Origin of the sequence: Labrenzia sp. THAF187b, assembly GCF_009363375.1 — a bacterium.
GTDB lineage: Bacteria > Pseudomonadota > Alphaproteobacteria > Rhizobiales > Stappiaceae > Roseibium > Roseibium algicola.
Genome location: NZ_CP045344.1, coordinates 2,526,194 through 2,547,779, shown reverse-complemented (window position 1 = coordinate 2,547,779; position 21,586 = coordinate 2,526,194). Strand labels below are relative to the sequence as shown.

At 60.5% G+C, this 21,586-nt stretch carries 15 protein-coding genes; 5 read left to right on the top strand and 10 right to left on the bottom strand.

The genetic code is table 11. The features are described 5' to 3' along the window. Positions 1-121: 121 nt before the first annotated feature. Entirely contained in the window at positions 122-1,213 is a 1,092-nt protein-coding gene (locus tag FIV03_RS11655; protein WP_209009947.1) for an ABC transporter substrate-binding protein, read from the bottom strand. 605 nt (positions 1,214-1,818) lie between these two features. On the opposite strand from FIV03_RS11655, the gene FIV03_RS11650 reads away from it, so the two are divergent. The 4 genes from FIV03_RS11650 to FIV03_RS11635 all read left to right on the top strand — a co-directional run bounded on the left by FIV03_RS11650 (position 1,819) and on the right by FIV03_RS11635 (position 10,083). Next, the gene (locus FIV03_RS11650) at positions 1,819-5,151 is read left to right on the top strand and encodes a transglutaminase family protein (protein ID WP_152509657.1); all 3,333 of its coding nucleotides are present in this window, start codon (positions 1,819-1,821) and stop codon (positions 5,149-5,151) included. 33 nt (positions 5,152-5,184) lie between these two features. Continuing rightward, a complete protein-coding gene (locus FIV03_RS11645; protein ID WP_152509656.1) occupies positions 5,185-7,590 on the top strand; it encodes a circularly permuted type 2 ATP-grasp protein in 2,406 nt (801 codons plus the stop codon). A gap of 42 nt (positions 7,591-7,632) precedes the next feature. Then, positions 7,633-8,508, top strand: coding sequence for a transglutaminase family protein (locus FIV03_RS11640; RefSeq protein WP_023003057.1), 876 nt, complete (start codon positions 7,633-7,635; stop codon positions 8,506-8,508). A 138-nt stretch (positions 8,509-8,646) separates the two neighbouring features. Next, positions 8,647-10,083 (top strand): serine protease, encoded by a 1,437-nt coding sequence (locus tag FIV03_RS11635; protein ID WP_152509655.1) that lies wholly within the window; start codon positions 8,647-8,649, stop codon positions 10,081-10,083. Positions 10,084-10,121: 38 nt separating this feature from the next. Here the strand turns inward: FIV03_RS11635 and FIV03_RS11630 are convergent, their stop codons facing one another. The 9 genes from FIV03_RS11630 to FIV03_RS11590 form a co-directional block, all read right to left on the bottom strand. Next, a complete protein-coding gene (locus tag FIV03_RS11630) occupies positions 10,122-11,180 on the bottom strand; it encodes an ABC transporter ATP-binding protein (protein WP_152509654.1) in 1,059 nt (352 codons plus the stop codon). Positions 11,181-11,190: 10 nt separating this feature from the next. Next, positions 11,191-12,480, bottom strand: a complete 1,290-nt coding sequence (locus tag FIV03_RS11625; RefSeq protein ID WP_152509653.1) for a trehalase family glycosidase — start codon at positions 12,478-12,480, stop codon at positions 11,191-11,193. A gap of 43 nt (positions 12,481-12,523) precedes the next feature. Then, on the bottom strand, positions 12,524-13,756 hold the full coding sequence (locus FIV03_RS11620) for a carbohydrate ABC transporter permease (RefSeq protein WP_152509652.1): 1,233 nt from the start codon (positions 13,754-13,756) through the stop codon (positions 12,524-12,526). Further along, the gene (locus FIV03_RS11615) at positions 13,753-15,057 is read right to left on the bottom strand and encodes a sugar ABC transporter permease (RefSeq protein WP_152509651.1); all 1,305 of its coding nucleotides are present in this window, start codon (positions 15,055-15,057) and stop codon (positions 13,753-13,755) included. Before FIV03_RS11615 ends, FIV03_RS11620 begins: the two co-directional genes overlap by 4 nt. Before the next feature lie 200 nt (positions 15,058-15,257). Continuing rightward, the gene (locus tag FIV03_RS11610; protein WP_075284699.1) at positions 15,258-16,607 is read right to left on the bottom strand and encodes an extracellular solute-binding protein; all 1,350 of its coding nucleotides are present in this window, start codon (positions 16,605-16,607) and stop codon (positions 15,258-15,260) included. A gap of 1 nt (position 16,608) precedes the next feature. Further along, the gene (locus FIV03_RS11605; RefSeq protein WP_152509650.1) at positions 16,609-17,715 is read right to left on the bottom strand and encodes a substrate-binding domain-containing protein; all 1,107 of its coding nucleotides are present in this window, start codon (positions 17,713-17,715) and stop codon (positions 16,609-16,611) included. Between the two features lie 298 nt (positions 17,716-18,013). Next, entirely contained in the window at positions 18,014-18,424 is a 411-nt protein-coding gene (rbsD, locus tag FIV03_RS11600; RefSeq protein WP_152509649.1) for a D-ribose pyranase, read from the bottom strand. A 27-nt stretch (positions 18,425-18,451) separates the two neighbouring features. Beyond that, entirely contained in the window at positions 18,452-19,633 is a 1,182-nt protein-coding gene (locus tag FIV03_RS11595) for a GAK system CofD-like protein (protein WP_152509648.1), read from the bottom strand. Between the two features lie 72 nt (positions 19,634-19,705). Then, complete coding sequence (locus FIV03_RS11590; RefSeq protein ID WP_152511903.1) at positions 19,706-20,962, bottom strand: glycerate kinase; 1,257 nt, start codon at positions 20,960-20,962, stop codon at positions 19,706-19,708. 190 nt (positions 20,963-21,152) lie between these two features. Between FIV03_RS11590 and FIV03_RS11585 the strand changes: the two genes are divergently transcribed. Beyond that, a complete protein-coding gene (locus FIV03_RS11585) occupies positions 21,153-21,542 on the top strand; it encodes a DUF427 domain-containing protein (RefSeq protein WP_208984244.1) in 390 nt (129 codons plus the stop codon). Positions 21,543-21,586: the final 44 nt, after the last annotated feature.

Here is a 21,586-nt window from a genome sequence, read left to right as displayed (position 1 = left end):
GGCTCTTCAAATGGCCCTTCCAAGGCATCTATACCGTCCGGACAGCAGACTTGGATAGGTGAGAATTCAAAGTGTTACGAGAAAAGGAACAACAGCCGTCCGCTTCCGTCCGGCACGCCGGTCAACTACCGGCGGCTTCCAGAATGGCGTCAGCTGAAAAATCGTAGTGACTATGATTGGAAGACGATTTGCAGAACCGGGCGAAGTCGATCTTGTCCCAATTCCCGTCACCAAGCCTGCTGAGATATAGCTCGACGTTCTGAGCGGTGATCGGCGACATCTTGAACACGACATCGACGAAGACTTCACCCTGAACACTTCTGAAGAAATGATCCCTCAGCATCACAATCGCCCAGGCACCTGCAAAGAAATGCCCGCCATGGGTCATGGTCAGTTCGTTGGACCGTACCGCGTTCATGCCGCGGTTCGACCAGTTCAACCCGGCGAACAATATATCCTTGCCGATGGTCAGTCCTGCTTCGGTTGCAGCACGCTGTGCACCGAAAGCAATGTCATCGTTCGCACCCCAGACGACGTCAATTCGCGTGCGGTTCAAAACGCTTTTCGTCCGCGCGAAAGCAAGTTCCTCGCTCCAGTCGACCGGAATGGCATGGACCAGTTTGACGTCGCTGTTGTCTGCCACAGCCCGCAACATACCGAGTTCCCGCTGCAATCCGGCAGGCGTGGTTGAATCGCCAGTGAGGGACAGCAACCGGATTTCCCTTGCGTCCGGGTTGAGCCGCCGCGCTTCGGCAAACAACGACTGTGCCATCTCGTAACCGGCCGTTTCATTGTCCGGAACGACCGAGGCGATAATACCATGAAGATCGATGTTCCTGCGTTCCAGGTCGACCCGTTGCTTCGGCGTCAGCTTGTTGAGCAGGAACAGAACCTTGCTCTCCCGGCCCTCCATAAGCTGCATCAGACGGGCAGCCGCCTGGTTCTCGTTGACCAGAATGAAATAGTCCGGCAGCTCCCCCTGTTCCAGCCGGAGACTGAGAAGCTCTTCCATGCCGTAGGGACGCCGGTCGGCGTACAGGATTTCAAGGTCGACGTTCAGATCGGCAGCAGCCGCCATCATGGTCCTGGACACGTCGCCCCAGAAACCGGTCTCACCACCCGGGTTGATGAAGGTCACGCGGAAGTCCGCCGCCTGGACCACGCCGGCTGCCACCCAAAACCACACCATGCACAGCAGTCTGACGAACATCATTATCCTTCGCTCTTCATCCTTGCCCGTCACGTTCTTGCAGCTCTTCACGCAAGAACGGCCCCGGTTCAGATCACGGACATTCACCGCAGCACCGGTTGAATGTTCGAAAGCCGAACGGGACCTTGACATGGGGGCCAGCCGATCGCACCGAAACAGTGCCTGGACCAACCCCGGCATCATATTAGCCACCACAAATATGTTCTGCAGAAGTGGCAACCACTTACGCACATTTTATTGGCGCATATCCAAAGATTGCCAGAAACCGGTTTCCGAGGCAGTCCTGCCTGAAACCCGGCCGCAACAGACCTGCCGCCTGCTGGCCGTTCGCTGGCTGCCGGCACCTTGATCCGATTGTGTTAATCAATCCGAAATTAGCACAGGAAAAGCGCTTGTCAGAGCCGGCTTCGCCGGAAGGATTGCATCGTGTTTAACGAACCCTGACCGGCAACACGAGATTTCACCTGGTTCCCGGCCTTCTGCTTTCGCAAGATGCTTGCAGCCCATTCGTGAGGCGAAACTGCCTACAGAAAGACGTGGTTATGCGTTTGATTTTGTGAAAACCTGACACTCGCGCTTTAAAACGGACAAATACCGGGGCCCTGTAAATGTCAATTCGTGCAAGCATTTATCACCTGACCCATTACCGATACGACCGTCCGGTTACCTTAAGCCCGCAGATTATCCGCTTGCGGCCGGCCCCTCACAGCCGCACCCGGGTCCTGTCTCACTCGTTGAAGGTTTCGCCCGAAGGTCACTTCGTCAATCACCAGCAGGACCCCTACGGCAACTGGCTGTCCCGCTTCGTGTTTCCCGAGCCTGTGCGCGAATTCAAGATCGAAGTGGATCTGGTCGCCGACATGGCCGTCTACAATCCCTTCGATTTCTTCATCGAGGAGAGCGCGGAGGAATGGCCCTTCGACTATCCGCCGGAACTTCGTGAAGATCTTCAGATCTACCGTCGCCTCGACCCGACCGGCCCGCGCATGACCGCGTTCCTGGAAACGGTCCCGAAGGATCGCCAGAGAACCGTCGACTTCATCGTCGGGCTGAACGCCAAGGTCTCCCAGACCGTCAACTATGTCATTCGCATGGAGCCTGGCGTACAGACACCGGAAGAAACCTTCGAGAAAGGAACCGGGTCCTGCCGCGATTCCACCTGGCTGCTGGTGCAGGCGCTGCGCCATCTCGGTTTCGCCGCAAGGTTTGTCTCCGGATATCTCATCCAGCTGAAGCCGGATCTGGAAGCACTGGACGGCCCCTCCGGCACCGATCACGATTTCACCGATCTGCATGCCTGGGCCGAAGTCTTCCTGCCGGGTGCTGGCTGGATCGGGCTCGATCCGACCTCCGGCCTTCTGGCAGGCGAAAGCCACATTCCGCTGGCCGCGACGCCGCATTACGTCAACGCCGCCCCGATTGTCGGCATGGCAAGCAAGGCGGAGGTCGACTTCGCCTTCGACATGAAGGTGGCCCGCGTCGCCGAACATCCGCGCATCACCAAGCCGTTTTCCGACGATGCCTGGTCGGCACTCAATCAGCTCGGCACCAAGGTCGACCGGATCCTGTCGCAGGAGGACGTCCGCCTGACCATGGGCGGCGAACCCACCTTCGTCTCGATCGATGATTTCGAAGCCGCAGAATGGAATACCGACGCGGTTGGCCCGACCAAACGCCAGAAGGCAGACATTCTGATCCGCCGGTTGCGTGAACGCTTTGCCCCTGGAGGGTTCCTGCATTACGGCCAGGGGAAATGGTACCCGGGTGAAACCCTGCCCCGCTGGACCTTCTCGCTTTACTGGCGCCGCGACGAAAAACCGATCTGGCATGATCCGGATTTGATCGCGGAAGAAGGCGACGATACCAAGGCCAGCGCAGATCAGGCCGCAGCGCTGCTGCAGGAGATCGCAACGAAGCTGGAAATCGACCCGGACCACGTGGTGGCCGCCTATGAAGACCCGGCGGTGTGGCTGGTGAAGGAAGCCAACCTTCCGGAAAATGTCACCCCGAAAAATTCCAAGCTGGAGGATGCCGAGGCCCGGCATCGTATTGCCCGTGTCTTCGACCGTGGGCTGACCGAACCTGCCGGACATGTGCTGCCGATCCAGCGCTGGCAATCGAAAGCCGGCGGACACCGCTGGCGATCCGAGCGCTGGAAGCTGCGCCGTGATGCGCTGTTCCTCGTTCCCGGAGACAGCCCTGTCGGCTACCGCCTGCCGCTGGAATCCCTGCCCCATGTCCCACCGGCCCAATATCCCTACACCAACATCGCCGATCCGACCGTGCCGCGCGATCCGTTGCCGGAGTTTCCTGCGGGCCCGCGCGCTGACCGCAGGCAGGATGTCGCCCATTTCACCGCCAGCGAAGGCCAGCAGGACCGGCGGGAACAAACCCTGACAGATGACGAATTTGGCGGAGCATCGGTCAGAACAGCGCTGTCGGTGGAAGCTCGCGACGGACGTCTTTGCGTCTTCATGCCGCCGGTGGAACGGATCGAGGACTATCTGGAACTCATCTCGGTGGCGGAATCTGCCGCGGCTGACTTGAACCTGCCGGTTCATATCGAAGGATATCCGCCCCCGCCCGACCCGCGCATGAATGTCATCCGCGTTGCACCGGATCCGGGCGTCATCGAGGTCAACATCCATCCGGCATCCAGCTGGCAGGAATGTGTCGCGATCACCGAAGGCGTTTATGAGGAAGCCCGGCAGTCGCGGCTCGGTGCCGACAAGTTCATGATCGACGGCAAGCACACGGGCACCGGCGGCGGCAACCACGTGGTAGTTGGCGGCGCGACGCCGCTCGACAGTCCGTTCCTGCGCCGGCCTGATCTCCTGCGCAGCCTGATCCTGCACTGGCAGCGCCATCCAAGCCTGTCCTACCTGTTCTCCGGCCTCTTCATCGGCCCGACCTCTCAGGCACCGCGCGTCGATGAGGCCCGTCATGACGGCCTTTACGAGTTGGAAGTCGCCCTGTCACAGATCCACCGCCCTCATGAAGGGGCAACGCCGTTCCCCTGGCTGGTGGACCGGTTGCTGCGGAACCTTCTGGTGGATGTCACCGGCAACACCCACCGGGCGGAAATCTGCATCGACAAGCTCTATTCCCCCGACGGCCCGACAGGACGGCTGGGCCTCGTCGAGTTCCGCGGATTCGAAATGCCGCCGGACCCGCGCATGAGCCTTGCCCAGCAGCTGTTGCTCAGGGCGCTCATTGCGCGCCTGTGGCAGCAGCCACTATCCGGCAACCTGACACGTTGGGGCACGGCCCTGCACGACCGGTTCATGCTGCCGCATTATGTCTGGACCGATTTTCTCGACGTCCTGGGTGATCTGGAGCATCACGGTTTTCAGATGCGTCCGGACTGGTTCGAAGCCCAGGCCGAATTCCGCTTCCCCTTCTGCGGAGAACTCGAGGTCGATGGTGTTCACCTTGAACTTCGACAGGCGCTGGAACCCTGGCACGTACTGGGCGAGACCGGCGCCATAGGTGGCACCGTGCGTTATACGGACAGCTCCACCGAACGTCTGCAGGTCAAGCTCACCACCAGCGATCCGGACCGCTACGCCGTCACCTGTAACCGGCGGACCTTGCCGCTCAGGAAAACCGAGACCAACGGCGTTTCGGTTGCCGGTGTCCGTTACAAGGCCTGGCAACCGGCCATGGCGCTGCACCCCGTGCATCCGGTCGACGCCCCGCTGACCTTCGATATCTTCGATCGCTGGAGCGGGCGGGCCCTTGGTGGCTGCGTCTATCATGTTGCTCATCCGGGCGGACGGAACTATGACACGTTTCCTGTCAACGGGAACGAGGCAGAAGCCCGCCGCCTTGCAAGGTTCGAGCCCCACGGCCATACGCCGGGGCTCTATCTTCCGGGGCTTGAACGGCCACATCCGGAGTTTCCGTTGACGTTGGACCTGCGCAGACCGCAGAATGTCTGACGAACCGGCAGCCCCGCCGACTGGAAACGATGCATGAGCCTGGACGAAAACGCAGAACCCGGAGCGCTTCGCTACGGCCTCTTGAAGGCCTATCGTCCCTTTCCGGATGTTTCGGACGAGCTGCTCTTCCCTGATGGCCGGGTAAGACCGGTCTGGCGGTCGTTTCTGGAGCATCTAAGCGCTCTGACGCCGGAGGAAATTACCGAGCGTTTCGCGCGCGGCAATCAGTATCTGAACGATGCCGGGGTCTATTTCCGTCAATACGGGCAGGACGGGGCGAATGAGCGGGAATGGCCGTTGAGCCATATTCCGGTGATCATCAGCCAGGACGACTGGCAGGTGATTGCAGACGGTCTGACCCAGCGCGCCGAACTTCTGGAACAGGTTGTCGCCGATCTTTATGGCGACAACAGGCTGGTGTCCAACGGCTATCTTCCGGCAAGCCTGATTGCGCAAAGTCCGGAGTGGCAGCGTCCACTGGTGGGCATCAAGCCGAAATCCGGACAATTCCTGCACTTCCTGTCGTTCGAGATCGGCCGCGGGCCGGACGGAACCTGGTGGGTTCTGTCCGACAGGGCACAGGCGCCTTCCGGTGCCGGCTTCGCACTGGAAAACCGGGTCGCAACCGGACGCGTCTTCAACGAGTTCTTCGCCCGTGCCAATGTCCATCGGCTCGCCGGGTTTTTCCGGCGGTTCCGCGACCACCTGGTCGAGCTGCGTGGAGAAAGCGAAAGCCGCGTTTCGATCCTGACACCAGGCCCGCTGAACGACACCTATTTCGAGCATGCCTACATCGCCCGCTATCTCGGCTTCATGCTGCTGGAAGGTGAGGACCTGACAGTTGAAAACGGCAAGCTGATGGTTCGCACGGTCGCCGGGCTGAGACCCGTCAGCGTTCTCTGGCGGCGCCTTGATGCCGCCTGGGCCGATCCGGTGGAATTGAACGAAACCTCTCACATCGGCACTCCGGGTCTTGTTCAGGCGGTCCGCAGCGGCGCAGTCACCATGATCAATGCGCTCGGCACCGGCATTCTGGAAACACGCGCGCTCCTTGCCTTTCTGCCGCGCATCAGCGAACACCTGCTCGGCGAGCCGCTGAAGCTGCCGAACGTCGCGACCTGGTGGTGCGGTGAAGAGGGAACCAAAGCCTACGTGAAAGAAAATGCGGAAGGCATGATGTTCAGCCCCGCTCTGTCGACCGCGCTGCCTTTCACATCCTCCCATACCGATTTTATCGGCAAGGATTTCGACAAGTTCCACAAGGGCATTCTGGAAACCTGGATCGACAGCAAGAGCGACAAGCTGGTCGGGCAGGAAGCCGTGACCCTGTCGACGACGCCTGCTTATGACAACGGGCTTCTGGTCCCCCGGCCGATGAGCCTGCGCGTCTTCCTGGCCCGAACGACCAACGGCTGGGAAGTCATGTCTGGCGGCTTTGCCCGGATCGGACAAACGGAAGATGCAAGTGCGATCGCCATGCAGGCGGGCGGATCGGCGGCCGATGTGTGGATCGTCGGCGGTCAGAAGCCGCACAAGGAAACCTTGCTCCACCAGACGGAATCGCCGTTCTTCAAATCACAGACCGGTTCCCTGCCATCGCGCGCAGCCGACAACCTGTTCTGGCTCGGCCGCTACGTGGAGCGTGCGGAAGGCGCGGTGCGGCTGCTGCGTGCCTATCATGCCCGGTTGATGGAAACGGCGGACCCGGAAGCCCCGCTTGTGGCATTGACGGCGGAATATCTGGACAAGATCGGCATGGCGCCTGTCGAGCCGGTTCCCGATGGCCTGTGCGACATGCTGCAATCGGCCGTCGCCAGCGCTGCGAAGGTGCGCGACCGGTTTTCCGTCGATGGCTGGCTGGCGCTGAACGACCTTGCCCAGGCCGCGAATGGCGCCAAGCGCACGATGCGCGACAATGCCGACGTAACCAGAGCCATGGGCCTGCTGCTGCGCAAGATCACCGGCTTTTCGGGTCTTGTGCATGAAAACATGTACAGGTTTATCGGCTGGCGTTTCCTGTCCATCGGCCGTGCACTGGAACGCGCCCACCGGATGGCTGACCTCCTGTCGGTCTTTACCGACGAAGACGCACCGGAAGGCTCTCTTGAACTGCTGCTTGAGGTTGGCGACAGCGCCATGTCGATGAGCCGGCGTTATGCGGTCTCTCTCAGCCATGCCACCGTGCTGGACCTTTTGGCGATGGACACCAAGAACCCGCGCGCAGTGCTCTACCAGCTGACCGACATGAAAGACCATATCGGCGTGCTGCCCAACGCGACGGAAAACGGGCATCTTTCGGAACTGGCCCGCTCCGTCCTGCAGGTTCACACACTTCTGGCAATCGCCACCCCGGAGACACTGACACCGGCTTCTCTTGCCGATCTTCGCGATCAGATTTCCTATCTCTCCGTGGAGCTGACCGATGCCTATATCCGGTAACGGACGGTCGCTTTCACCCGACACGCCCGACGCGAGGCGCCCGTGCATTACGATGTAACGCTTGAAATCACCTACGACTATGCCAGCCCGGCCAACTACGGACATCATGCACTCCGGCTGATGCCGGCGACCATTCCCGGCGAGCAGAAGCTGATGGCGGGGCAGATCCATATCGTGCCTGGCCCTTCTGAGCGTCACGACCGGACGGACTTCTTCGGCAATGCTGTCACCGACGTTGCCTACCGGCGCAGCCACAGCGAACTCAGTTTCAAGCTGAAGGCCCGTATCGACAGAACCGCGGTGCCGGAAGAACTCGACATTTCACCGCCGTTGCACGCCCTGGCAAGGGAGCTCTCCGGCGTTCAGTCGCTTGCCCCTAGGGCGCCGGTCCATTTTCTTTCCGCCTCGCCGCGTCTTCCCCTCGACCCCGCGTTTGCAGTCTATGCGCAGGACCATGTCGTCCCGGGCATGAGCACGATTTCCGCCGTCGAAGCCATCGGCAAGGCCTTGAACACGGACATGCGCTTCGATGCCGAGGCCACAACAGTCGATACTCCGGCCATTGAGGCGTTCGAGCGACGTCATGGCGTCTGCCAGGATTTTTCGCACATCATGATCGCCTGCCTCAGGAGTATCGGCATTCCGGCAGGCTACGTCAGCGGCTTTCTCCGGACCATTCCGCCGGAAGGCCAGGAACGGCTGGAAGGTGCGGATGCCATGCACGCCTGGGTCAGGGCCTGGTGCGGCATCGAGATCGGCTGGATCGAATATGACCCCACCAATGCCCTCAGGGTCGGGCAGGATCACATCGTTGTCGCGCATGGCCGCGACTACGGAGACGCCGCACCGGTAAAAGGCGTGTTGCGCACGTCAGGGTCTCAAACCACCGATCACAAGGTCGATGTTGTTCCGCTTTGAAACATGGTTTTTCAGGCCGCTCCATCTGAACACCGCCTCCGGAATTTTATCGCGAGATATCCCCGGCTGAGCAGGGCGAGCCTGTTTCCATCATCGCCGTTTTGCTAAAATGTGGAACGCGACCAAGGGGAGCTGGTTATGCGTTCGTTTCTTCATGCCATCGTGTTTTTGCTGGTATCAGCCGGCACCGTGCAGGCAGGTTACGATCAGTCCAAGGACTGGTTCCATGCCAGGGACTGGCGAGAACGGGTCCGGATCCAGTTCCTGCTGGTCTTTACGGGAGACTACGCCTCACAGGTGGACGGAACCTTCGGCAGGCTCACCTATAACGCGCTCACAACTTTCCAGAAGCACCGGGACTTCACCCCGAACGGTGTGCTCGACGACGAGCAGATGCAGATCCTCCAGCGCGATGGTCTCGACCTTGTCGAACGGGTCGGTTTTGAAACCTACAAGGACGCCGTTTCCGGATTGCAGCTCGGCGTTCCGGGCAAGCTCTTCGAACCGTCCACCCAGACGCCGCGCGGGCACCTCTGGCGGGCCTACGACAACAGCATCGAACTGGAAACCCTGCAGGTTTCGGCGGAAGAAACCGACTACGCGGCGCTCTACAAGCGCCTGACCGATACCAGCGACGGGCGGACCGTGGAGCACAAGCAGTTCCGGAATGACTACTTCGTCGTCTCCGGTCGGCAGGATGGACGGGATTTCTACCTGCGCATGATGAAAACCTCTTCTGACAGCCGCGGTTTTTCGCTTGCCTGGCAGGCACGCCATGCCGTCTTCATGGATCGCGTGGCAGTTGCCATGTCGAACAGCATGACGTTTTACGATGGAGCAGACGACGAGAAGCTGGACGCGGTCACATCAGCTCCCGGCCTTCAGGTTCTGGAAGAGGACAACAGTCGCGATCCACTTCCCAAGGGAGCACGCAAGGATATTATCGGCCGCCAGACCTCCTCCTCCGGCAGCGGCTATTTCCTGACGACCGAAGGCCATATCGGCACCAATGCGCATGTGGTCGGCAACTGCCGCTCGCTGGATATTCCGGGCCACGGAACTGCGCGGCTGGTGAAGGCGGACACGGAAAACGACCTAGCGATCCTGCAGCTCGACAGCGGCAAGTCGGATCATGTCGCGCAGTTCCGCTCAAAACAGCCGATCGTTCGCGGAGAGGAGATTTTCGTGATCGGCTATCCCTTTGCCCAGATCCTGGACAACAACCTGAATTTCACTCCCGGCATGATCTCGTCGCTGGCAGGCGTCAAGGGCGACAGCCGCCATTTCATGCTGACAGCACCGGTACAGCCAGGCAATTCAGGTGGCCCGGTTCTGGACAGGACGGGAGCCGTCGTCGGCACCGTTGTGTCTCGCCTGGACAAGTTCAAGACGCTCAAACTGGCCGGTGACCTGCCGGAAAACGTGAATTTCGCGGTCAGGGGCAAGCTGATGGCGGAGTTCATGGAGGACCTCGGCCTTGCGCCTTCCTACAACACCATAACCAACATCAAGAGCCCGACCAGGATCGACGAGGAGGCTTCTCAATACACCGTGTTGGTGCTCTGCCGGAACTGAACCTGCCGAAAAGGCCGGGTTCTTTCCGACAGACAGTCTTAGCGGATGGCCTTGTCTTCGCCGTCGAAGAAATGCAGGCGGCTCTCGTCGAAAGTCAGACCAACACGAGTACCCTCCTCCACGTCTTCGGCACCGCTGATCCGCACCAGGATCGTTTCAAGCCCGTCGAGCGCCACGTAAAGGAAGGTGTCTGCACCCAGATATTCGGCCACTTCCACCGTCCCGGTGCAATGCCCCTCGCCCGGCGTTGCAAGGCTGATGTGCTCCGGACGGATGCCGAGTTTCACCGGTGTTTGTCCGCTGCCGGCATACGGATAAGGACCGCCGCCATGCCCATGCAGCGAAAACCGTCCTTCTTCGAGTGAACAGGGCAACACGTTCATCTTCGGCGAACCGATGAACTGGGCAACGAACAGATTGTCCGGCCGTTCATAAAGTTCGCGCGGCGATCCGACCTGTTCGATCCTGCCGGCCTGCAAAACCACGATCTTGTCGGCCAGCGTCATGGCTTCCACCTGATCGTGTGTCACGTAGATCATGGTGGTGCCGAGGCTCTTGTGGAGCCGGGCGACCTCGAAACGCATTTCAACGCGGAGCGCTGCGTCGAGGTTCGACAGAGGTTCATCGAACAGGAAGGCACCTGGCTCGCGCACGATGGCGCGGCCGATCGCCACCCGCTGGCGCTGTCCCCCCGAAAGCGCCTTGGGGCGCCGGTCGAGATATTCGTCCAGCTTCAGCACTTCGGCAGCCGCATTCACCTTGCGGTCGATCTCCGCCTTGGGAAAGCCTGCGGTCTTCAGACCGAAACCGACGTTTTCGCGCACCGACATATGCGGATAAAGCGCGTAGGACTGGAAGACCATCGACAGTCCCCGCCCCGATGGCGGCAGCGCTGTCACATCCTTGCCATCGATCTCGATAGCACCACGGCTGGTTTCCTCAAGCCCTGAGATCAGACGCAACAGTGTCGACTTCCCGCAGCCGGACGGTCCGACAAAGATGACGAATTCGCCATCCTTGATGTCGAGGTCGATGCCCTTGATGACCTGCAGGTTGCCGAACCACTTTTCAACCTTGTTGAGCTGGATCGCTCCCATCGCGTCCCCCTTAAGCTGCCTGCTCGGCGTGTGAAGGCGAAGCCCAGGTCAGCCAGATGGCCGACGTCCAGGAGAACGATCCGCCACCTGCTCCTGCGCCCGTTTCCGGGCTGAAATATTCCGCAAAGCCTCCGGTTTCGATCAGCCGCGCGGTGTCGGCGCGCAGTCGTTCGGCCCGGGCGGCATCGCCTGATTCGGCAAAGCCCTTCGCGATCATGTAATTGATCATCGCCCACACCGGTCCGCGCCAATACCGCAAGGGCTCGTAACTGCGGTGATCGGGATCATAGGACGGCATCAGGTATTCGACCCGCGCCGCGATCCTGTCGAAATGTCCCTGAAGCGCACCAAGGGTCTGCGGATCATGGAGGCCTGCATAGAGCGCAAGGAAGGATGCACTGGAGATGCCATCTGTCTGCTTGCCGCGACGCTCGTCAAAAGCGACATGTGCCTTGACCTCATCATTCCAAAGCGTCCGGCTGCCTTTTTCCATCGTCGCGATCCACCCTTGGATCTCGTCGGCTTCCGCACTCATGCCGAGTTTTTCGGCCAGTGCGAGAAGATCCCGGTTGGCGCGCAGGAAGATGAAGGTAACGCCCGGGTCGGCAACGAAGAACGGGCAGGTTTCGGCGACTTTTTCCGGATTCCAGCCTACCTTGCGGCAAGCAGCGACAATGCTGAGATAGCGGTCGTAGTCCTCCTTGTGCGGTCGCATGGCCGGATCGACATGAGAGGTGTCCTTCCGCTCATAGGGACCAATGTCCTTGACCTCGACCGCCCGCAGCGCCTCGTCCCAGTCCGGCAGGTTGTCCCGACCGGATTCCCAGGGGTGAATGACGGCAATGACACCAAGGTTTTTCGGGTCACGATAGGCAAGATACCAGCGATGCCAGGCCATCAGTTTCGGCAACAAGGCCTTCGCCCGCTCCAGCGCCTTGCCGGTCCGGTCAGCCTCCACCAGGCTATGGACGACGGACGCGGCCACCGGCGGCTGGGAATGGCCGGAACTCGGGATCGGACCGCCGTCGGTTCCCCATACGCCCGGTCCGGGGAAATAGCTCGGATCGTCCTTGCGAAACAGGATGTGCGGCACCATTCCGTCGCGCCACTGGCCCTGGAACAGCATCTCGATTTCCTGCCAGGCCCGGTCCTGGTCGAATTCCGCAAACCCCAGGGCGACAAAGACGGAATCCCAGTTCCACTGGTACGGATAAAGACCCTTCGTCGGGATCGTGTACCCGCCCTGGTCGTTTTCGGTCAGGATGGCCTTTGCCGCCTGGTCTAGATCTGCGTGTGCCACAGCGTACTCCCTCGGGCTCTTCAGAGCCCCTTCTCTTGATCGTTCAACCCTTGACGCTGCCGGCCGTCAGGCCCTGGACAAGGAAACGTTCGAACCACAGGAAAATGAAAAGGACGGGCACGGTCGCAATTACCGCGCCCGCCATGAGGTGCTGACGCGGCACCTCGGAGGAATTGAGGGACACCACTCCGCGCGACAGCGTGAAGATGTCCGGATCGTCCAGGAACATGAACGCGAACAGGAACTCGTTCCAGGCGATCATGAAGACGTAAAGCGAGACGGAGGCCAGCGCCGGAAGGGACAGTGGCAGGGTGATCTTCAGGATCACGCCGATGCGCGACAGCCCGTCCATCAGTCCGGCTTCCTCCAGCTCCGACGGCAGACCGCGAAAGTACCCCTGCAACATGTAGAGCGCGACCGGGATGGTGGTTGCCGGATAGACGATCAGCAGGCCGGTGAGCGTGTTGCGCAGGCCAAGCTGCGAGAACACCGCATAGAGCGGGATCACCAACACGATCGCCGGCACCATGTAGATGAGCAACACCGAGCGGGCCAGGAATGCCTGCCCCGGAAACCGCAGCCGCGACACGGCATAGGCGCCCGGCACCGAGAACAGCAGCGTCAGCACGACGGTTGCCACCGACACGAAGGCGGACACCATCAGGTAACGGCCGAAGTTGAACTGGGTGAAAAGCTCGACATAGGACCGGAACAGCCCGCTGATACCCTGACTGACGTCGATCGACAGGTCCAGCGGATTGGCCAGCAGCGCCTGCTGACTTTTGAGCGAGGTCATGATCATGACGTAGAACGGCAAGGCGACAATGATCGAGAAGACGACGAAGCCGACGCCCTTCGCGATGCGAATATAGACGACCTCACGCTCGTAGCGCGACATTGCACCAAGCCGGGCCCCACCGAGGCAGATCGCATTGGCACCGGTAACACCGGCGACAAACATCACCAGACCAAGTCCCTGCCACAGCGTGTGCTGACCAAGCGACAGACCGAAGGGAGCCGCGAAGGAAGCCACCATCAGGACGACGAACAGGACGGCTGCAGACAGCCCCCTGTCCGCCATCGCTCCAGCGCCCCCGGTCGACTGCCTCCAGACCAGAACCAGAGCACTGACAAGCCCTGCAAGACCTGCCGCCGTTGCCTGCGGCTGCGCCACATCGCCGGTCACCAGTGTCAGCGTGACACCGATAACCACCATGGCAGTGACGCCCCAGATCAGGCCGGTCAGCGCCGCGAGAACGATACTGCCGGGTCTCATAGCCCTTCCTCCTTCGGCGAAAAGCGGATGAACAAAGTGGCGAAGGTGACAAGGACGACAAAGACGACCACGGCAACGGCCGCACCGGCGCCGAGATTGGACAGGGCAAATCCCTGCTCATAGACATCGACGGTCAGCGTACGCGTGCCCGCGTTGCCGCCGGTCAGAAGGAAGATGTCGTCGAACTTGTTGAAGGTCCAGATGAAGCGCAGCAGGAACAGGACCGAGAGGATCCCCATCAGTTGCGGCAGCGACAGGTACCAGAACTGTTGCAGCGGCGTTGCCCCGTCCATTTCGGCAGCTTCATACATGTCCGTGTTGATCGACTGCATGCGCGCCAGGATGAACAGGAAAGACAGCGGGAAGTAACGCCAGGCCTCGAAGGCAATCACCGTCGTCAGCGCCAGGGGAAATTCCATCGGAATGCCGAGAACGGAAAACTCGATCGCCCTCTGGCCGAAGAAATTGATCGGATCGGCGACAACGCCCATTTTGGTCAAAAGGGCATTGAGCGTGCCGGAAAACGGGTCGAACAGAACGACCCAGGTAAAGGCAACCGCGATCACCGGCGAGACGTAGGGAAACAGGAACAGGCCCCGCAGGACACCGCGACCGGGGAAGGTCGTGTTCAGGAGCTGCGCCGCAAAGAGACCCAGCACCAACGCGCCGCCAGTCCCGAAGATCGTGTAGTAGAACGTAATGCGCAGCACTGACCAGAACTCGTCCGCGCTGAAGATCCGGCTGAAGTTCTCGAACGTGAATTCGAAGTTGGTCAGCACATTATTGGCTTCGCCCGAAATAACAGGCTCGCTCGCCCGTTCGGGACGGTTTGCATCCAGAAACGCTTGCGACACAGTTCCGACCAGTTCGACGTCGCCGCGCCAGCCAGGCGCTACGGTTCCGAGATCGCACGTCAGCGCGACGCCATTGAGCGAGCAGTTTTCGGAATGCGAAGTCACCGTGAAGCCATCGGGCACCACATCGCTCAGCGTCACGTTGCGGACTTCCTCGTCCTGGGACGAATTGCGCAACCGGTATTCCAGCCGGGCCTCGTCGCCTGCTGCTTTTGGCCGGCCACGAACCCGTTCGTTGACGAGCACGGTCGGCGGCCGCAGGTCGGCAAGCTGAACCGGCTTCACACTGATCCAGAAATTGGCAAGCAGCGGTCCGGCAACAATCATCAGGATGATGGCAAATGTCGGCGCCAGCATCAGATACGCCAGCCACATTTCACGCCGCTGCATCGGACCGATGCCTTTCGGCGGCCCTGAGGAAGCGTCAGCTTCGGTTTTGGTGTTCATGTTTCCGCCCGGGGTCTAGATCCCGTTCTGCCGTTGGCGACCGACAAGTCCCAATCGGCAACTGTCTGGAGCCCATCTCGGCTGCCGGCAATGCAGCGGCAGGAGATTGGGAAGGACCGGGCATCCGATAGACGCCCGGTCCGGGCCGTTATGTGCGGGCTTTCCCGCCCCCTCGTGGGGTCTTGAGGGGTGGAAAGGCGTTACTGGATCTTGGCCAGTTCCTCGTTGAGCTTGGCGACGGTTGCCGCAGCATCGCGTTCGTCGTCGATGTATTCACGCACCAGACGGTTCATCACCTGGCTGTTGATCATCTTGGAGGCAAGCGAGAGCTGGCCTTCCTTGACGCCCCAGCGGCTGGCGGTGTCGAGACCTGAGACGATGGTCTTGATGGTATCGGCATCGTAGAGATCGGTCAGCGGCGCCTTGCGGTCAACGCCCACCGGGAGCTTTGCCCAGCCATCGACGAATTCGGTCGCGTTGTCGGCTGAACCACGACGGATCGGGAACTTGCCTTCCGGCGCGATCGACAGGGTCGACAGGTAGCCGTCATCCATGGAGAACTCGACGAACTGCATCGCCGCTTCCGTGTCCGCATCGTTGGTGATGCCGAAGTAACGGATGTCGGCCCAGGCTGCCCCATCAGGATTGGACGGGCCGCTCAAGGTGGTGACAACACCGGTCTTGGAAGCAAGTTCCGTGGAGGTCGGATCGTCTGTGATGGTCGGCGGAGCGCTGTCCCGCAGGCCGGCAAGCTCATCCAGGATGAACGGCGACCAGATAATCATGGCTGCTTTGCCGGCAAAATAAAGTTCGCGCGACTGCTTCCAGAAGAGGTCTCCGGGAGGCGATGCCTTGGCGATGGCCTTGTAGAACTCCAGTGCTTCGACAGTCTTCTTCTCGTCCAGCGGCTTGAAACCGTCGTCACCGACGGGGCTGACACCATTGGCCAGAAGCACATGCTCCAGCACCTGGCTCATGAAGTTCTCGTCCACCTTGGTCGCGGCGACGAAACCGAACATCTCGGGCGGGTTATGCAGTTTTTCGACGGCTGCCAGAATGTCTTCATAGCTATCGGGGGCAGCAAGGCCGTTTTCCTCAAAGAGGTCCTTGCGGTAGATAACCATCTGGGTCCAGCCGTCCACAGGCACGGAGGCGACACCGTCTTCAACGGCAGCCATGGCAACCGCACCCGGCGCGAATGTGCCGGCACCCAGTTTTTCAAACACTTCGGTTGCAGCTTCCGTATCCAGGATGCCTGCTTCGGCCCAGGGCAGCGCGTATTGCAGTGTGTGATAGATGACATCCGGCAGATCGCCGGCGGCAAATGCGGCCGTGGCACGCGTGCCGAGATCGGATTCCGTCACCGGAATGACGTCCACCTCGATGCCTGTCTTGTCCTTGAACGCGGCGGCCATTTCTTCCTGCTTGGCCAGGCGTTCCGGTTGTTCTTCAGTCGTCCAGAACCGCAACGTCTCGGCCTGTGCGGCCGTCAGACCGAGCGTCAGAACGCCCGCGATGGTCGAGGCCAGGAATGTTGTCCTCCCAAACATATTACTCTCCCTTCCTGCCGGAATTTGGCTGTTGGTTCAGCCGGTCGCGGAGCGCGCTTGCAAGCGCCTCCGATGAATTTGCCGGAGCGCCATCCGAGGCGCGCCGGATCAGGTTTGCCTTGGCAAGGGCCTGCAGATCCGTGGGGTTCTTGCCGTCCAGAACATCGATCAGCATGCGGGCAACCCTGCCGCCTGCTTCCTGGGCGCTTTGCGAAAAGGTCGTCAGCGGCGGGTCCAGGTATTCGCCCACCGGCAGGCCGTCATAGCCGACAACGGTAACGTCGGAGCCGACCTTCAGACCGAACTTGCGGCAGTACTGCACCGCGCCGATGGCAAGGGCATCAGTCACGCACAGAAGTGCGGTCGGCGGCGCCTCCAGCGACAACAGCGCCTCGGCGCCTGCAAAGCCGCCTTTTTCGCTGAGCGGCTGAAGATTTTCCAATGCCGGATCATGTACAAGGCCCAGGGCCTCCAGACCCTGCCTGTACCCGTTGCGGCGCTGAAGCGCGAAGTTGAGTTCCATCGGACCGCCGATGAACCCGATCCGCTCGTGTCCGAGGCTGTAGAGGTGGCGAACGCCGTCAGCAAAGGCCGCCTCGTTATCGATATCGAACCAGGCATAGCCTGCCGGATCGCGCGTGCGGCCGTGGGCGACAAATGGAAAATTCTGTTCCCGCAGATAGGCGATGCGCGGATCGTCCACTTCCGTTCGGGTGACGATGAAACCGTCCACCTTGCGCCGGGCGATCAGCCGCTTCACGGTCTCGATCATGTGTTCGCGTGAATGGGCAGTGGTCACCAGAAGGTCCAGCCCCAGTTCGTCGAGAGCTCTTGCGATGCCGTCGATGAATTCGGACAGGAACGGATCCGCTCCACTGCCGTGACCCACGGGGATGACGATGCCGAGCGTGTCCTGACGTCCGCGCTTCAGATTACGCGCGGTGGCCGACGGCTGATAGCCCAGATCCTGAACAGCCTTGAGGATACGTTTGCGGGTGGCTTCGGAAATATCGGTGTAATTGTTGAGGACCCGCGACACGGTTCCTTTCGCAACGCCCACATGGCGCGCCACGTCATCAATGGTGACGGAATCGCGAAGTCGCGACATCGATCCTCCCTGCGAGCCCGAAGGGCTCGATTCCCGGCCTGCAGCCTCAAAAGGCAACAGTTTGTTTTATTGAGGAAAATTTTTACAAAACCGATTTTGTAAGTCAACAAAATCGGTTTTGGAGATCGAATTTTTATTTTTTGCAGAGCGGGAAGCAACTGACGTTGCAACGAAACATGCTGCCGCAACGTTTCGGAAAACAAAAATGGGAGGAGCATTTCCGCTCCCCCCTTCGCATCGGTCAGTTCTCATCGATGGCTGTCGAGACAGGCCTTGCAGACACCGTCTGCGGCGATTGTCAGAACGGTACGCCGGAGACGAGAATCAGATTTGCATAAGGCGTGCACTCACCGGTGCGAATGACCGCACGTGCCTTCGAGCAACGCTCCTTGAAGTCCTCGTGGGACATGCGGACATGTTCGATCGGCTTGCTGGTGTCCGCCGCCCAATGGGCCAGTCGGACCTCGATCTGCGTGACGAGATCTTCCGATGCCTCGTCTGCAAAGACCGCCTGCTCGATGATCATTTCATCGGCCAGCGCTTCCAGAACATCGAAGAAGGCCGGAATACCGGGGCTGACTGCCAGGTCGATCACACCGACATTGGCAGGAACCGGCAGGCCCGCATCGGCAAGGACGATCTCGTCCATATGGCCGAGCGAGGCTACCAGTTTGCTGAGATGCCGGTTTAGAAGCTTCGTACGTTTCATGGCCTTGTCCTGAATGTTCGGTGGTGCTTACGTCAGCGAGACCAGAGTTTCGCAAAGCGGCACAGGGGCATAATAGGGTGCGGACGCCTTGCTGACGAGATCGAGCCGAAGCACGGAAAGCCCGAGCGCCTGCAGCCCTTCCGTTTCCTTCTCCGGAACCGCTTGATCGACGATCACGAAGTTGAGCAGACGGTCGACCGGGCAATCGCTGCCTGCGTCCCGCCGCAAGTAGGCAAGCAGGGTCTGCACCTTGTCGGCAACACTCATCGTGCCGGTTTCCGGATCCTGCCCCGTTCCGGGCACATAGACCTTCGGAACGGTGCGCGCGGCAATGGCTTTTCCAACGCCTTTCGGCAGAAGATTTGCGATCAGGCTGGTATAGAAACTGCCCGGCGCATAACAGATGAGGTCAGCAGACTGGATGAGGCTCCGGTTGCGGTCCGGAAACGCTGCTTCCGCAGGTTCTTTGCCGGTCAGCCCCCGATTGAGGAACAGGTTCCTGATCGGAGAAACCAGGGGTGGATGCTCCTTGCCGGTCAGAAGATGCTGGCCGATGACAACCTCGCCATCCTCAAGGTCTGCCCCCAGGTGCAGGTTGTCGTCGGCAACGGCCCGGACGGTGCCCTGAACACCCACCAGCTTGGCCACCAGAAAGATGATCGGCTCAAGTTGCTGGTTCTGGTTGAGGTAACCACCGGCCAGGATCAGGTTGCCGATGCTGGCGCCGCGCAGGTCGAAATCTATCGGGCGTGCGGCGTGAAACATGCCCAGCTGATTCTGGATGAGCGTGCGCATCGGCTGCTCTATCGCCTCCACAAGCGGATGCGTTCCGGCGATCATGCTTTCCAGCTCGGCGGCCAGATCCACTTGCGAGGCTGTTTTCGAAAACCGATGTGTGAACAGGCGAAAAACGTCCGGATGGCCAAGCACCGTCTCGTCGGCGAGTGCCATCAACCGGCTTCTGAGATCACCGATGGCCGGCATGTTGAAGGCAATCCTGAGCCCTTGCGAGCTGCCGCCGGAATCGAACGGTGTCACCAGGTGGATGGAATTATGCGTGTAGCGCTTCAGGCACTGGGCGACACCGTTGAGTGCCGATCCACCGCTGAAGAACAACGTCCTTGGGCCAAGCTTCGGATTGGACAGAAACCGTTCGATCCGAAACGGATCCGGCAGGCGCGCCACACGGGTGATGTTGATTTCAGTCAAGTCCGGTCCCTTGGGAATTCCGGCACCATTTGCCGGGTAAAGGATTTGCGGGCATTCGTCCCGGCCAATGCGCTATCCGATCCATATGGCACGGAAATCATTGACATTCGTCAGTGTCGGCCCGGTGACAACCTGATCTCCGATCGTGTCGAAAAAGCGGTGAGCGTCATTGGTAAGAAGTGCCTCTTCCACATCGGCACCCGCCTTGTCCGCCCTCGCCAGCGTATCCGGGCCAATGACGGCACCCGCCACTTCTGCCGCCCCGTCGACACCGTCCGTGTCGCAAGCGATCGCGTGGATACCCGGAGCCCCGCGCAAGGCAAAGGCAAGAGCCAGGGCGTATTCGGCGTTCGGTCCGCCAATGCCTTCGCCGCGTCGGGTCACCGTCAGCTCACCGCCGGACAGGAGCAGCAAGGGCCGGCTGCCTTCGGGGCGCTCGCTCTGGCGGCTGAGGGCAAGCTCTGCATGGGCACGCGCCACTTCCCGCGCTTCGCCTTCCAGGGCATCACCCAGGATCTCGACATCACAGCCTTCTGCTTCAGCAAGGTTTCGGGCAGCTTCCAGCGACTGGGAGGGAGCTGCGAAGATGACATTCGATACGCGGCCGAGCTTTTCGTCATCGGGCTTCAACACACCGCTTCCGGCGGCGAGAACCTGTTGCACCGAAGCCGGCACTTCGATCTTCCACTGCTCCAGGATCGCCTTGGCATCGGCCGTCGTGCTGGTATCGCCAACAGTCGGACCGGACCCGATTTCAGCAGGATTGTCACCAGGAACATCCGAAATGAGCAGAGCCAGCATCTTTGCAGGATAGGCAGCGGCTGCCAATTGCCCGCCTTTCACCCGGCTCAGATGTTTCCGCACGACGTTCATCTGGCCGATTGGCGCACCGGAGGCCAGAAGCGCCTGGTTGACCGCCTGCTTTTCGGCCAGCGAGATTTCTCCGGCGGGCGCAATCAGCAAGGCCGAGGCACCACCGGACATGAGCGCCAGCACGTAGTCGTTCTCACCCAGGCCGGAAACAAAGTCGATCATGCGTTTGGTCGCGACAAACCCCATTTCATCCGGCACCGGATGCGCGGCCTCCACGATCTCGATCCCTTCGCACGGCCGCGCGTAGCCATAGCGCGTGATCACCAGGCCTTCGTACGGCCCCCAGATCTTTTCGACCGCTTCCGCCATTCGGGCGGAGGCCTTGCCTGCGCCGATCACTACGACGCGGCCCGCTGGTTTCTCCGGCAGAAACGCACCAAGGCTCTGCATCGGGTCCGCCACTTCGACGGCCCGCAGGAACAGCCGTTTCAAAAAATCCTGAACGCTTTCGGCCATGGCACCACTTCTTCCTAAATTCATGTTCTCCTGTTTGAGCGCAGAACTGCAGGAATTATCAAGGCCGAAACGATGACCTTCAACCTGCGAACGCCCAAAACCCAGCGAAACCGTGTGCCCTGCAGCATAGAATTGTTTTGCGTTTCACCGTCACCATCCACACATGAGGGCCAATTCCACGGAGGACCTCATGACTGCGCAGACAATGCCCGCCTTCGATACGGCGATCCGCAACCCGGAAAACCCCGACCACCTGATGGTGATCAAGGACGTGCCCCGGCGTATTCGCATCTATCAGGGCGCAGCCCTGCTGGCGGACAGCATCAATGCGGTTCGCGTTCTTGAAATCGGCAAGTCTTTTTATGACCCCGTGATCTACGTGCCGGAAGCCGATCTCAAGACCCGCTTCGGGTATGTCGACAAGTCTACCCATTGCCCCATCAAGGGCGACGCCAGCTACATTTCCCACGACGGCGAGGAGATCGGCTGGGTCTACAGATCTCCGGTGCCGATGGCGGAGAAACTTGCCGGGCATTACGCCTTCTGGCCATCCAAGGTCCGGATCATCGAGGGTGAGTAAAAGGCCCCCGAATGCGCACCCGGTTAGCCTAACGCCGCGCGGCA